The organism is Flavobacterium sp. 38-13, assembly GCF_001899155.1.
Taxonomy (GTDB): domain Bacteria; phylum Bacteroidota; class Bacteroidia; order Flavobacteriales; family Flavobacteriaceae; genus Flavobacterium; species Flavobacterium lindanitolerans.
This window is the reverse complement of record NZ_MKVG01000019.1, coordinates 39,455-52,670: the sequence shown is the minus strand read 5'-3', so window position 1 is coordinate 52,670 and position 13,216 is coordinate 39,455. Positions and strand designations below refer to the sequence as shown.

General features: G+C 37.2%; 13 protein-coding genes. 3 read left to right on the top strand and 10 right to left on the bottom strand.

Annotated features, from left to right (window positions below; genetic code table 11):
- Positions 1 to 31 precede the first annotated feature (31 nt).
- Positions 32 to 667: a hypothetical protein gene (locus BGO88_RS13505; RefSeq protein WP_286707212.1), complete on the bottom strand. Its 636-nt coding sequence runs from the start codon at positions 665 to 667 to the stop codon at positions 32 to 34.
- A gap of 77 nt (positions 668 to 744) precedes the next feature.
- Positions 745 to 1,317 (bottom strand): Crp/Fnr family transcriptional regulator, encoded by a 573-nt coding sequence (locus tag BGO88_RS13500; RefSeq protein WP_101472461.1) that lies wholly within the window; start codon positions 1,315 to 1,317, stop codon positions 745 to 747.
- Positions 1,318 to 1,470: 153 nt separating this feature from the next.
- Here BGO88_RS13500 and BGO88_RS13495 point away from each other — a divergent pair, with 153 nt between their 5' ends.
- Positions 1,471 to 2,757: an erythromycin esterase family protein gene (locus tag BGO88_RS13495; RefSeq protein WP_286707211.1), complete on the top strand. Its 1,287-nt coding sequence runs from the start codon at positions 1,471 to 1,473 to the stop codon at positions 2,755 to 2,757.
- A 121-nt stretch (positions 2,758 to 2,878) separates the two neighbouring features.
- Here BGO88_RS13495 and BGO88_RS13490 read toward each other — a convergent pair whose 3' ends face one another.
- From BGO88_RS13490 to BGO88_RS13480, 3 genes are all read right to left on the bottom strand, one after another.
- Complete coding sequence (locus tag BGO88_RS13490) at positions 2,879 to 3,034, bottom strand: hypothetical protein (protein ID WP_286707210.1); 156 nt, start codon at positions 3,032 to 3,034, stop codon at positions 2,879 to 2,881.
- 110 nt (positions 3,035 to 3,144) lie between these two features.
- A complete protein-coding gene (locus BGO88_RS13485; RefSeq protein WP_286707209.1) occupies positions 3,145 to 3,294 on the bottom strand; it encodes a hypothetical protein in 150 nt (49 codons plus the stop codon).
- Between the two features lie 216 nt (positions 3,295 to 3,510).
- Positions 3,511 to 4,422, bottom strand: coding sequence for a ClpXP adapter SpxH family protein (locus BGO88_RS13480; RefSeq protein ID WP_286707353.1), 912 nt, complete (start codon positions 4,420 to 4,422; stop codon positions 3,511 to 3,513).
- A 239-nt stretch (positions 4,423 to 4,661) separates the two neighbouring features.
- Between BGO88_RS13480 and BGO88_RS13475 the strand changes: the two genes are divergently transcribed.
- Positions 4,662 to 5,036 (top strand): winged helix-turn-helix transcriptional regulator, encoded by a 375-nt coding sequence (locus BGO88_RS13475; RefSeq protein ID WP_286707208.1) that lies wholly within the window; start codon positions 4,662 to 4,664, stop codon positions 5,034 to 5,036.
- Positions 5,037 to 5,272: 236 nt separating this feature from the next.
- Here BGO88_RS13475 and BGO88_RS13470 read toward each other — a convergent pair whose 3' ends face one another.
- The 5 genes from BGO88_RS13470 to BGO88_RS13450 all read right to left on the bottom strand — a co-directional run bounded on the left by BGO88_RS13470 (position 5,273) and on the right by BGO88_RS13450 (position 12,567).
- Positions 5,273 to 5,566 (bottom strand): hypothetical protein, encoded by a 294-nt coding sequence (locus BGO88_RS13470; RefSeq protein ID WP_286707207.1) that lies wholly within the window; start codon positions 5,564 to 5,566, stop codon positions 5,273 to 5,275.
- 18 nt (positions 5,567 to 5,584) lie between these two features.
- On the bottom strand, positions 5,585 to 6,142 hold the full coding sequence (locus BGO88_RS13465; RefSeq protein ID WP_286707206.1) for a GNAT family N-acetyltransferase: 558 nt from the start codon (positions 6,140 to 6,142) through the stop codon (positions 5,585 to 5,587).
- A gap of 140 nt (positions 6,143 to 6,282) precedes the next feature.
- Positions 6,283 to 10,470, bottom strand: a complete 4,188-nt coding sequence (locus BGO88_RS13460; protein ID WP_286707205.1) for a fibronectin type III domain-containing protein — start codon at positions 10,468 to 10,470, stop codon at positions 6,283 to 6,285.
- 959 nt (positions 10,471 to 11,429) lie between these two features.
- Positions 11,430 to 11,753, bottom strand: a complete 324-nt coding sequence (locus tag BGO88_RS13455) for a nuclear transport factor 2 family protein (protein ID WP_286707204.1) — start codon at positions 11,751 to 11,753, stop codon at positions 11,430 to 11,432.
- 19 nt (positions 11,754 to 11,772) lie between these two features.
- Positions 11,773 to 12,567 (bottom strand): SDR family oxidoreductase, encoded by a 795-nt coding sequence (locus tag BGO88_RS13450; RefSeq protein ID WP_286707203.1) that lies wholly within the window; start codon positions 12,565 to 12,567, stop codon positions 11,773 to 11,775.
- Between the two features lie 124 nt (positions 12,568 to 12,691).
- Here BGO88_RS13450 and BGO88_RS13445 point away from each other — a divergent pair, with 124 nt between their 5' ends.
- Positions 12,692 to 13,057, top strand: a complete 366-nt coding sequence (locus BGO88_RS13445) for a winged helix-turn-helix transcriptional regulator (protein WP_286707202.1) — start codon at positions 12,692 to 12,694, stop codon at positions 13,055 to 13,057.
- The last annotated feature ends 159 nt before the right edge of the window (positions 13,058 to 13,216 follow it).

Genomic DNA, 13,216 nt, shown 5'->3' with positions numbered 1-13,216 from the left:
AGTAGTCTGCCGTTTTTAAATCATTTTAAAATTAGTACTGATAGCGCAGTTTTCGTGCCAATAAAAGTAACGAAGCCGGTACGAAAAGCGAAAGGAAGAGCAAAACAAATTTTATTACAGTAATCCATCCAAGCGACCCGGCTATAAACGGATGTTGCTTCGGAAATTCGGAAAGGAGATAAAATACAGTTGCATTTTCAAGCATATCAAACCCAAACCATATCCACGGAAGTAACCCGGCTATTTTGAAGAAATATTTTGGAAGTTTTATCCGTTGCAATGTGAATTTGGAAAAAGTATGCAGAAATGCCAGCATAGATAAAGGAAAAACAACATCAATAGTATATGTAAAACGTTTATATACCTGTATTCCTATCTCGGTAAATGACTGTATATAGTGATATACTGCATCGCTCCCGAATATTGGCTTTTTGTCGAATATTTCCAGTCCGCCCAATAACATACTTACCTGTTTGGAGCCTGCGGGAATAGTAAAGGCATGTGTAATGATAAATACAATAAGAAAAATCAAAAAGACAAGCCCCAGCTTTTTCACACTTACTTTTCCATCTGCGGATACAGTATTTGTGTTATTGCCAAGAAGTATTCCAAAAATAAGACCCAGCAAGAAAATTGTGGGAATATAAAAAATGTGTTGAAAAGTCATAGCCTTATATTTTTACCGTTTAAGAATGCTTCAAAGAACAGCTTTTGTTTCGGTAAAAATATTGGTCTGCACCAACGTCAGAACCGCACGGTATTCATCAGCTTGCTAAAGTTGGTCGGATCTATTGCCAGATAGGCTGCTATATATTTTTGAGGTACTTGTTGCAACAGATGTGGACTTCTCTGGCAGAATATTTTAAAACGCTCTTCAATAGTAGTAGAGCGGAGTTCCATCTGTCTGTTGAGAAGACCTATAGACAGGTTCTCAGATAATTTCCGGAATAGCCGTTCCACCTGTTGGGACCGTTCAAAAATTTCCTGTAAAGCAGCATAGCTCAGGTAGCTTAACGTACTGTCTGTAATACAGGTTACATTATAGGTCGATGGTTTCTGAAAAATAAACGATTCCATTACCACACACAGGTTGGGTGGATAGGCAAACCCCAGGATATTGGTTTTTCCCTGTGTATCAAAGTTATACATCTGAATGCCTTTTTCAACAAAGTAGATATTGCGCTGTGTTTCGCCCTCGCGCACTATATAATCGCCTTTTTTGAAGTGCTTCGTCTGGAAATCTTTTGTAAGAAGCTCAAAATCACTAGGGGCAAAAACAGGATGTACCGTGCAGAAATAGTTATATAATGAGTTCATAATACAAATTAAAAAAACAAAAGAATCATTACCCGCAATATAGGATATAAAAGGTTGTAAAATTGTAGTTGTAGTATAAATTACTCCTGTTTGCGTATTAGTGCCCAGAAGCAACTTTTTTATTTTTACATTTACCCAAAACCAAAATAAACTATGTATAGAGCTTTTTACTGTTTAGGATTTTTGTTTTCGATTAGCTTGAATGCACAAACCAGCAATGTCGTATCCTGGCTAAATACCAACGCAATTGTTATTGAAGATGCAAATCCTGATGCAGAGCTAGTGGCATTTACACAGAATGAACCTCAAGGCTTTAAAGAAGCAAGAATTTATGGGTTTGGTGAAGCTACCCATCATGCTAAAGAATTTTTTGACCTGAAAGCCAAGTTTTTTAAATACCTGGTTGAGCACAATGGTGTGAGGATTTTTATTATGGAGGAAAGTTATCAGGCTGAACAAGCTATTAATGAATGGATAAGTGGCGGTCCTGGAGATAAAGCTAGTCTTATAAAAAATTTCAGACATTTTTTATGGCGTACTACTGAAGTAGCTGATTTGCTGGAATGGATGCGTAATTACAATCAGGGAAAACCCCGGGAGGCACAGATACGATTTTATGGAATAGATAACCAAATGGGAGATGATATTAATAAAAGACTAAGAAGCTACGTTCAAAAGTATAATATTAATATTGATGAAAACCTGTTAGCAGCAGCAGACAGTTGTTCGGTAGCAGAATATGGACATGTAAAAATAAAGGAATGGGCAAAGAAAATGCAACCGAAACTACAGCAGTTAACCCAATTGCTAGAACAGGATTCAACACGCTTAAAGGCTGCAAATGCAAATGAATATATTGATATGATGCGAGGGTTGGGCTATCTGGAAGATTATACAGCTTATATTTCATGGCCGGCTGCAGATGTGCGTGATAATGCAATGTATGAGAATGTTTTAAAGATAATGAATATAGAAGTGCCAGATAGTAAGATATTTATATGGGCACATAATGAGCATATAAATAAAAAAGATTTGGGTATGGCGGTACCAAGCTTGGGCAGCAGGCTTAAAGAACACTTTAAGGATGACTATTATGCTATGGGATTTGATTTTGGAAGTGGCAAGATGTTGGGCTTTATTATTAAAAATAAGCAGGTATTAGGATCGGAATACCGTCTACTTGACAAACCTTATAATAAAACGTATGCAGAAACTTTTTTTCAAGCCCAGCCTGATATCTATTTTGTTGATATTGCCACAGCTGTTAAAAATCCTGAGATGAAAAAATTCTTTGGTACTAAAATGAAGCAGCTTTTTATAGGGGGACCAGGATTTGACCCGAAGGACCCGAAGTTTTTTTCAAGAAAATATGAGGAAACCTATGATGGTATTATTTTCTTGAAAAAAATTTCACCTAGTGTTCGTCAAAAACAAACATAGAAACAATTTGTATATTTGGAGGTGTTAGTAAGAACAAAAAATCTGTAAAGCATATGATTTACAGGTTTTTATATTTTTAAATAAGAACTACATCAACCCTTATATTTATAGATCGTTTTAGTTATTCCGAAAAGTATTCAATCACTTCTTTATCTTCCATGACAATATGGTCAGTAATATGAAAAACTTCTTTTATCCAAGGGTGTTTTAGGGCATCATTTCTGTCTAATATTTTCCCAAGTATTTGATGTGTCCAAGGTGATTCTTCTCTGTCCATCAAACCAACCTGATAATTTTTTCCCTTAGTCCATATTCTGAAAGGAAAAGAATATCTGTTTTCAGGAACTTCATCAGTTCCCCAATCTCCAATACTAATTATTCCGTTAGCTACTTATCTTCATGGTCTTTGGTAAATTTTATGTAATAAATAGCAAAAGCATCATCGTCTTCATAAACAAACCGTGTAAGATTTACAGTTTCTTTTCCACAGCATTCACAAAGTTCTAAATGTGGTTCTTCAAATTCTATTTTAAGCATGGGTTTGATGCGATAATTAAGCGGTTTATATTGTTTTTCATTAAGAATGAATAATATACTACTGATAAAGATAATGTTTTTCCGAAAAAAATCCATCTAATATTTCTCAAAAACAACCATAGAAACGGCTCGTATATTGAGTGTCAGTAAAAATAAAAACCTGTAAATCTTATGGTTTACAGGTTTTAAAACTAGATTGTGTTTGAGCTTCAGTAACTAATTCTTTACTGTCCAAATGGAACCGTTTTTAGTTGTCAGTTTTTCTAATTTTCCTTTAGATGTAAGTTCATTAAATTGCTTTTCGCTTTCTGCTCTTGGTGTTCCGGAAAGTTCAGAAAATTCTTTTGCCGTCAAAGAAGGATATTTTGAAAAAAGCACTTCCCAACTTTTAGTATACTCACTTTTAATTGCTTTTGGATAGAGTTTTAAAATGGCATTTTCATAAAAGGCGTATGGTTTTGAACCATAAATAGTTTCCTTCTGTCCTGTTGCATCTATAAAGAAGATAGTTGGAAATCCTCTGACACCATTTTGTTTTGCAAAATGCAAATCTTCCTCAAAAAGTACTTTGGCTTTGCCATTAAAATCGGTTGTAAATTGTTTTACATCCAATCCCACTTTTTTAGCGGCTATTTCTAAATTTTCCCATTTGGCAATGTTCTTTTTTTGCAAGAAAACCATTTCACGGATTTCCCTTAAAAATAATATGGCTTTTTCTTTGCCCTGCATTTCTGCGGCTTTAAAAGCTATCGATGGCGGATAGGAGGATGGTAGCGGGTCTTCCAACCAAACATCACCATCAATTGGCATATCATAATAAAGACTCACTTCATCCCAATGATGTGCTACATCAGAAGGTTTGCTGATACCGCCGCTGTTATAGCTCCAATCCGGTAATAAACCACCCATTCGGTACTCAATTTCTATACTATTACCGTATTCCAATTTTAGTTTTCGGATTTGTGGTTCTATTCCCCAGCAAGAAGAACAAATAGGGTCTGTGAAATAAATAACCTTTACCGGTTTTTGGGTGTTTTGCGTTACAACTTTTCCTGATTCTGCATTATCGGGTATTCCACAAATACCTTCAACAGGATCACATAATAGGGGATTGGTATTGTTTTCCATTTTTTTATCTGTTTGAGCCTGACAACCGAAGTTAGCCAGCATTAATACTAGTACTGTTATAGATTTTAATTTCATTTTTTTTGAATACTATTTCAGAATAGGCTTACAATTTATACCCACAAAACTACGCTTCATTCGATGTATATTTGCTATGGGTTTCCCTTTGGAAACTACTTTCCTTTTAGAAAGTGTCTGATGGATTGCATAACTTTGTAAAACATACATTTAATTCAAAAACGATGAAAAAAAACGCCGAAATAAACGCTACACCTATTTGTCAGGTTCGAATGCAAGCTATTAGTGATACGATGAGCCTGTTATCCGGAAAGTGGAAATTTCATATATTGGGAACACTAATAGAAGGCAATACATTGGGATTTATGGACCTGTTACGGGAAATAAACGGGATTGGGACAAAAATGCTCTCAAAGGAACTTCAGGATTTGGAAGTAAATAATTTAGTCAATCGAAGAGTAATGAACACAAAACCAATAACCGTTGAGTACTCAATTACAGAATATGGCAAGACACTTTCGCCATTAATTGATGAAATGGCAAAATGGGGGATTGATTACAGGAAGAAGGTTTATTTTCAAGAGGTGCTAAGTAGCTAAGGTTCTGAGGTGCTAAGTTTTTATGTTTCTTAGATAAAAGAGAAGGTTATTGAAAGTAGGCTTCTTTTTTTTTGATTGAATCTGTATATTGCTTTAATCTGTAGCTGGATAAAAAGAGGTTCTGATGTTATGAGGGGTATAAGTTTTTGTGTTTCCCGGATAAAAGAAAAAGTTATTGGGATAGCCTTTTTTGTGCTTTCTTTCAGTTGATATAGCTTCTTAAAATTTAATAAACATCATTTTCCCTTATCCGTATACATTCCTAATGCTCCACTTTTAATATCTTTTAATGTAAGTTTGTTTTCCGTTCCAGGCAAATAGTTTGTTTTTAATTCTACTATAATGGCTAAAGGCGTTGAGTCTTTATAAATAGTATCATTTTGTATTTTTAAATTTTGATGTTTAAAACTTAAAAAATCTCCAAAGTCAAAACCACTGTAATATTTCCAATCACTTTTTATTTTATCTTTTTTGGATTCGCAACTGAATAAAAGAGCAAATAAGATTATAAATAATTTGTAGGATTTCACTATTTAAGGCTATGGTTATTAATAATTTTTACTGTTTAATTTAGAGTAGATTACAGTGTCAATAAATTCTCCGTTATAAAATTCATTTTCCTTAAAATGTGCTTCCTTAACAAAACTGCATTTTTCCAATACTTTGGCCGACGCTATATTTTCAGGATCAATCATTGCCTCGATAGAATGTAATCCCATTTTAGTAAAGCCATAGTCGACAACCCCATTAATGGCTTCGGTAACATAACCTTTTCCATGAAAATCAGGAAGGAGCATATAGCCAATTTCTGCCCGATAATGTTCGGGTTTCATACGGAAATAGCCAATAGTTCCAATCATTTTAGGATTGTCTTTTAGCGTAATGGCCCAGTTAATCATCTCGTTGTTGCTGATTTTTTCATCCATCATTTTGAGGTGTTCTGTTGCTTCATCCAATGATGTGGCTACCGGGCGTGGAATATATTTCATGATGCTTGGGTCAGAGCGTAGTGCAAATAGTTCATTGACGTCATTTAAATCTGCGCGTCGGAGTTTCAGCCTTTGGGTTTCCAATTCAGGAAAATCTGAAAAATTTATGATAAGCATTATCTCTTGTATTTCTGTAAAGTTATAGTTTTTTCGTTTAGAAACTAAGTGGCAGTTCCCAACTTCAACTTGATAGCTATAAAAATAAAAACCCCGCTAAAAGCGGGGTTTTAAGTTTAAGTCAGAGTAATTTATAAAAATTAGTTCTTTTTAAGAGCCAGTTTTTTAGTAACACTCTTATTCTGGTAATCTATTTTCACATAATAAATACCTTCTGCAAAACTATCTATCGATAAATCTGATTTTGACAGAGATGGTTTGAAAGTAGTGATTACTCTTCCAAGGTTATCTGTAATTGTGATGTTATCAGCTATTACACTTCCGGTTTCTACAGTAAACTGACCATAACTTGGGTTAGGATAAATAGTAACATTATTTTGAGCAAACTGATCAATACCAAGAGGATTTCTACAAGTTACTGATTTAACTCGAACGGCATCCTGAGAACCACAGTTTGCATTAGTATGTACATAATAACGGATAACACCCACATTGCTGCCAGATGACCAGTTCAATGGCGAAGGTCCGCTTGCCAAAACTGTCATTCCATTATCATCCGTGATAGTAATATAATCCGTTGCTACTGAAGTTGAGAAAGTATATTGCTGACCATAATTGATGTAAATGTTTGTAAACTCACCGGCAAAACCTTGAGAAACTACCTCTGCAGATCCCATACAGGCTATTTGAATTGCTTCTGCAGGATTAGGTCCAAATGTAGCACCATTACATCCAACAGCAGGAATAGCATCAAAACTTCCGCCATAAACCCAGTCTCCTTTTGTAGAACCACAATTAGCTCGTATCCAATAGCTGTAATTTGTTGCAGGACTTAGTCCGCTAACAACCATTGAAGTGTAGTTATTAGAAACCGTATGCGTTGGTGTGCTATTGTATGTTGGAGCAGTATTACTTTGAACCACATATAAATCATATCCTGACGAAGGTGTTGGTGATGGAGCAGTCCATCTGATCAGGGCAGAGTTTGATGTTACATTAGATACCGAAACGTTGCTTGGCAGACCGCAACCTCCAATTGGAGTACTGCTGCAGGTAACTGATTTTACTCTGATGGCATCTTCAGCGCCACAATTTGCATTGCTGTGTACATAAAAACGGATAACGCCAACATTGCTTCCAGATGACCAGCTTAGTGGTGTAGTTCCACTTGCCAAAACAGTCATTCCATTATCATCCGTAATGGTGATGTAATCTGTTGCTATTGAACTTGAGAATACATAATACTGACCAAAATTGATGTACATTTTTGTAAACTGACCGGCAAGACCTTCAGCAACTATCTGAGGGCTTCCTGTACAAGCTAATTGAAGCGTTTCTGTAGGGTAAGAGCCGTATATAGCACCATTACAGCCAACAGCTGGAATAGCATCAAAACTTCCGCCATAAACCCAGTTTCCTCTTGTGGAACCGCAATTTGCACGTACCCAATAGTTATAATTGGTTGCAGGACTCAATCCGGTAATAAGTCTTGAGTTGGTAGAAGACAAGTGTGTAGGATTACTGTTTGCCGTTGGAGCAGTATTGCTTTGTACAACATACAAGTCATATCCCATAGGAGCAGGAGTTGGAGCCGTCCAGATAATTCGGGCTGAGTTTGATGTTACATCGGTTACTGAAAGGTTAGAAGGTGCACCGCAACTTGGGGTAGCATCAACACACTTGATAGAACGTACTCTATCTGTGTTTGCAGTTCCACAGCTCGCATTGGTATTCAAGTGGTATCTTACAACTCCTGAAGTAGAGCCTGAACTCCAGTTTAAAGGCGTTACTCCGCTAGCCAAAACTACCGTTCCATTCGCATTTGTAATAGTAATATAATCTGTAGCAACAGAACTTGTAAATGTGTACTGTTTGTTATCCATTATATTGACATTTGAATATTCACCTGCCCATGCATCAGCAACAATTTGTTCGTTAGCTCCGGTACATGCTGGTGTGAAAGTTGCATTAGGATACAATCCGTTAGTAGCACCGTTACAGTTTAGAGCAGCAATGGTTGTAAAACTTCCACCAGATACCCATGCACTTTTTGTACCACCACAATTGGATCTGATCCAGTAATAGTAAGTTGTAGAAGCATCCAATCCTCTTAAAACACCCACACCGGCAGTAGTACTTGTAACAGTAGCTGCAGTATTAGCATTTGGTGCCGTATTTGTAGTAGCGAGATAAATATCGTATGAAGCAGGTGCAGTTGCAGGCGCAGTCCAGTTCAATCGGATTGAGTTTGATGTTATGTTGGTAACAGATAAAGCACTTGGCACACCACAACCTCCTGTTGGAGCATCAACGCACTTAACAGAACGCGTTCTATTTGTGTTTGCAGTTCCACAGCTAGCATTCGTATTCAAATGATATCTTACAACTCCTGTAGTAGAACCTGAAGTCCAGTTTAAAGGGGTTACTCCGCTTGCCAAAACTGTTGTTCCGGCAGCATTTGTAATAGTAATATAGTCTGTAGCAACCGAGCTTGTAAAAGTATATTGCTTATTTGCCACTACATTCACATTTGAGTATTCTCCAGCCCAGCAGTCAGTAGCTATTGGTTCATTAGCTCCTGTACATGCAGGTGTGAAAGTAGCATTAGGATACAATCCGTAGATAGCACCGTTACAGTTCAGGGCAGCAATGGTTGTAAAATTTCCACCAGATACCCAGGCACTCTTTGTAGATCCACAATTGGATCTGATCCAGTAATAGTAAGTTGTAGAAGCTGCCAATCCGCTCAGAACGTCTACTCCGGCAGTGGTGCTTGTAACAGTAGCGGCCGTATTTGCAGTAGGAGCCGTATTGGTAGTAACAATGTAAAGATCGTATGAAGCAGGTGCGGTTGCAGGTGCAGTCCATGTTAATCGGCTTGAATTTGAAGTTATGTTTGAAACTGATAAAGCAGTTGGCACACCACAAGTTGGTTCTGCAGCAGTACATTTGATGTAACGTTGTCTGTTGATGTTTTGTGTACCACAACTTGAATTAGTGTGTATGTAGTACCTGATAACACCAGATGTTGAACCTGAATTCCAAACCAATGGGGAAGGACCGGTAGCTATTGCTGCATTTCCAACCGGATTCGCAATAGTGATATAATCATTTACATTCGAACTTGAAAAAGTATATTGTTTATTTGCCGTTACATTGACATTTGAATATTCGCCGGCATAGGCGTCGTTAACAATCATTTCAAGAGAGCCGGAGCAGGCAGGAGTAAATGTAGTTTGTGGATGAAGCTCTCCAACGGTACATCCTCCTACAACACCACCACATTTAATCGATTTGATTCTTGCTGTATTCTGTGTACCGCAAGAAGAATTGGTATGCAGGTAATATCTGATAGTTGCCCAGTTGGAGTTGTTAACCCATACTAACGGAGTTTGTCCGGAAGCATAAATGGTAGCTCCGGTAGGATCAGTAATAGTGATAAAATCTGTCGATACAGAACTGGTGAAAGTATATTGCTCATTAGGAGTTACATATACGTTTGTATATTCTCCTGCATGGGCATCGGCAGCAATTTGCTGAACAGTTCCGTTACAGGTTACATTGACAGTAGCTTCAGGATACAGTCCAAAAGGAGCACCGTTACAGCCTGCAGTACCCGTTCCGGAAGCTGTAGTCGTAAAAGAGCCACCAGGAACCCAAACTCCTCTATCGGAAACACATTGAGTACGTACCCAGTAGTAGTGTGTTGTATTAGGAGTTAATCCCGATACTTGAGCTTCTCTGGAACCGTTAGCCTCTGTAGTTGGAATTGTATTCGTAACAGGAGAAATTCCAGTAGTGTTTACATAAACATCATAGGATGTAATCTGCCCTATAATTTGAGCGTTCCAACTCACTTTACAAGAGTTCGAAGTGATATTCGAAACCGAAAGTGTATTAGGAGAATCACAGGAACTGTCTATTGTGGTAGTTTTTAAATATACTTGTCTATCTGTTATATCACCACTCTCGCACTGTGAGCCGGTGTGAATGTAATAACGAATCGTCTGAGGATAAGGAGGTGTAAAGTTCAGACCATTCGAACCCGAGAGTCCACTCACAAATACCTGTGCACCATTAGCATCGGCAATTGTGATATAATCTGTGGCACGTGTGCTTTTGAATGTATATCGCGTAGCCGTTGAAAATGTTTTTATCAACAGATATTCGCCCGGACGTATACCATTGAAGATGATACGTTCATTGTTGTCATAAACGGGGGTAATTGCTTGGGAGGAAGTCAGACTTCCGTAAGTGCATTGCGCACTGACCTTCTGGATAAAGCATATAAGTGCCAGAAGGTACAGAAAAGTAATTTTTGTTTTCATAGTTTATATTTAAGGTTTGCTTTTAAATTTTCAGATGCTGAATTTAACCGACGTTATTTTGACCGTAAGGCATTCTAATTTCATACTTTATGGTTTTTTCAGCATACAATAATAAATCAAAGAAAAATCATAATCTCAACTGATGTATAAGCGAGGCTTTTTTGGATATTAACGTAGCAATTCAGTGTAGCATCGTTTTTATAAAAAAGAAGCTTACAATTTTTAAGAAAAATAGTATTGCTTAAGCATCAGAGCAGGTACTGTGAAATTTCATTTAACGGAAATGTTGATAAGCCTTATTCTTTTGACAAATTTCAACCTGCTTCAAAGCGATTGGGAAACCAGAAAATGAGAAAAAAACATTTGGATGACCATGATTCTGTGGAGATTTCGACAAATGTCCGGCAGGATCGAACAATAGTTTGTCGGATTGATAGAGTTTAGGCATTGGGTTTGTTGATTTGGCTGGAAAATTAATATTAATCTTTTTAAAATGCTAAAAAAATCTTAATAAAATTTGTAGGGATCAACAGCGGTTTGGCGCTAAGACGTTTTCCTTTTTTATACATGTTTACAAACTTCCAGAGCATTTTTTATAAATCTTATTTGTTGCCAATTGAAAACGACAAAGCCTGCAATTATCATAATTGCAGGCTTCATGAGGTATTCCAATAATTTTTTACTAGAAACAAACAATCTGGTTATTTGATTTAAAGTATACTGTGGAGTCTTGGGGTTTCAGACGAACCCTTTCACTTTTATATTTCTTTGAACTGCTAAAAATAATGTTGAAATTTCCACATAGTAGGTGTATATAAGTATTTTAAATTGCAAGTCGGCTAAAGAACTTAAACCTAAAAGAATATAAGCACTACGTCGTTGATTTTGATAAAATTTATTCAATAGCCTTCAATTTGAAAGAGGATGTCTTAAAATGAGTCACTCTTTTTTCGTTGATGCTATCCAGTTACTTTCAAATGCTGAATTAATCCATCAACAATATCAAAATGAAATTTTAATACAATCGGACTTCCCGGGAATGTACCGGAACATTCTGCCGATAAAACACATGAATTGCCATTTTCAGTATATTCGAGAGGTTTCATCACTGATCTGTATTTTTCGTTTGATTCTTCTATCCAATGCTGGATTTCGACTCTTCCGTTATGTGTTTTGCCCTCATCAAACACCACGGCGGTTTCAGAAAAGCAATTGGTGTAGGCAATGCTATCGAAGCTGTTTTGTGCATTAACCAAGTCTGTTATTATTTTCGGTAAGTTCATTTTTTATTTTTTTAGATGATTAAATTGTTGGTACTGTACCACCATCGATTATAAATTCTGTTCCCGTTAAATAATTGGCCCTTGGTGAAACGAGAAAACCAACCAATTCGGCTACTTCTTCCGGTTGGGCAGGTCTGCCATAAGGTATTCCTCCCAATGCATCCATGACACCCTGTTGGGCTTCTTCTATGGTACTGTTTGCGTTTCTTGCAATCTCGCCCAGCCACGCTTCCGATGCTGTTGTATTTATCCATCCTGGTGAAACAGTAAGCACGCGAATACCTTTGGGTGTTACTTCATTTGATAAACTTTTACTATAATTGATTAGTCCTGCTTTTGCAGCGGCGTAGGGCAAAGTAGAATCATATAAAGGCAATCTGCCCTGAATTGAGGCAATATGGATAATGACACCGCTTTTCTGACTGATCATTTGCGGCAGAAATCCCCTGTCCAACCGCACAGGAGCTAGTAAATTAGCTTGGAGGGTTGATTCCCAGTCTTCATCGCTCAATGCGGTAAAACCACCGGCGGGTGTTGTTGAAGAACCAAGGTTGTTCACAAGAATGTCAAGCTTTCCGTAAACAGATAACACCTCGCGGATTACCTTTTGTGTTCCTTCTGCCTTACTTAAATCGGAAGGAATAAAATGCAGTCTGCTGTTTTCTTTTTCGGGTGCGTTCCTTGCAGTAATAATAACGGTTGCGCCAGCCTGTAGCAGTCTTTCTGCAATTGCCTTTCCAGTTCCTTTTGTACCTCCGGTTACCAAAGCAATCTTGCCGGATAACTCGTTGTTGAAATTAAATGTTTGTTCCATTGTTTTATATTTTTGTACAAAGTTGGGATGTATATAACTATCTGGCAATAAGGGAAAACCGAATTGCATAGGGATAATTTTTTCCCCTATTGTACAATTTGGAACATTGCACTAGCTTTGCTATATGTACGAGAGAAAAATACCTTTGAACCTGAATTGCGGCCTTGACCTTATTGGCGAAGTCCTTTATGGAAAATGGAAAATGCGTTTGTTGTGGTTTATTAACCAGGGACATAAGCGCCCCAGCGAACTGCAACGTAAAATTCCGGATGCCTCAAGAAGAGTGTTGACGATTCAGCTGAAAGAGTTGGAAGACCATGAATTGATTTCAAAGGTGATCTATCCTGTTGTGCCTCCTAAAGTTGAATATAGCCTGACAGATTTTGGAAAAACGCTGATTCCCGTAATTGCAACAATTGGCGGATGGGGAGATGAACATGAAGAGCGTTTGCGCTCGCTCATTTTGAAACGTTTAGATTCAAAGTCATGATCAAAAAAATGGTAAATAGGCGAAGATTACACTATTTTTTGCCGAATAGTTTTAATTCCACTTCCCGTAAAACTCTGTTATATCAAAAACGAACGAAACGGTATCTTTTTTAGGAATTGTTTCAATCCAGATAAGATCAAACTTTTTTTTGTTTTCATC

Excerpts from the sequence above, each read along its gene's own strand:
- BGO88_RS13505 (WP_286707212.1), bottom strand. The coding sequence starts at position 667 with ATGACTTTTCAACACATTTTTTATATTCCCACAATTTTCTTGCTGGGT.
- BGO88_RS13500 (WP_101472461.1), bottom strand. The coding sequence starts at position 1,317 with ATGAACTCATTATATAACTATTTCTGCACGGTACATCCTGTTTTTGCC.
- BGO88_RS13495 (WP_286707211.1), top strand. The coding sequence starts at position 1,471 with ATGTATAGAGCTTTTTACTGTTTAGGATTTTTGTTTTCGATTAGCTTG.
- BGO88_RS13490 (WP_286707210.1), bottom strand. The coding sequence starts at position 3,034 with ATGGACAGAGAAGAATCACCTTGGACACATCAAATACTTGGGAAAATA.
- BGO88_RS13485 (WP_286707209.1), bottom strand. The coding sequence starts at position 3,294 with ATGCTTAAAATAGAATTTGAAGAACCACATTTAGAACTTTGTGAATGC.
- BGO88_RS13480 (WP_286707353.1), bottom strand. The coding sequence starts at position 4,422 with ATGGAAAACAATACCAATCCCCTATTATGTGATCCTGTTGAAGGTATT.
- BGO88_RS13475 (WP_286707208.1), top strand. The coding sequence starts at position 4,662 with ATGAAAAAAAACGCCGAAATAAACGCTACACCTATTTGTCAGGTTCGA.
- BGO88_RS13465 (WP_286707206.1), bottom strand. The coding sequence starts at position 6,142 with ATGCTTATCATAAATTTTTCAGATTTTCCTGAATTGGAAACCCAAAGG.
- BGO88_RS13460 (WP_286707205.1), bottom strand. The coding sequence starts at position 10,470 with ATGAAAACAAAAATTACTTTTCTGTACCTTCTGGCACTTATATGCTTT.
- BGO88_RS13455 (WP_286707204.1), bottom strand. The coding sequence starts at position 11,753 with ATGAACTTACCGAAAATAATAACAGACTTGGTTAATGCACAAAACAGC.
- BGO88_RS13450 (WP_286707203.1), bottom strand. The coding sequence starts at position 12,567 with ATGGAACAAACATTTAATTTCAACAACGAGTTATCCGGCAAGATTGCT.
- BGO88_RS13445 (WP_286707202.1), top strand. The coding sequence starts at position 12,692 with ATGTACGAGAGAAAAATACCTTTGAACCTGAATTGCGGCCTTGACCTT.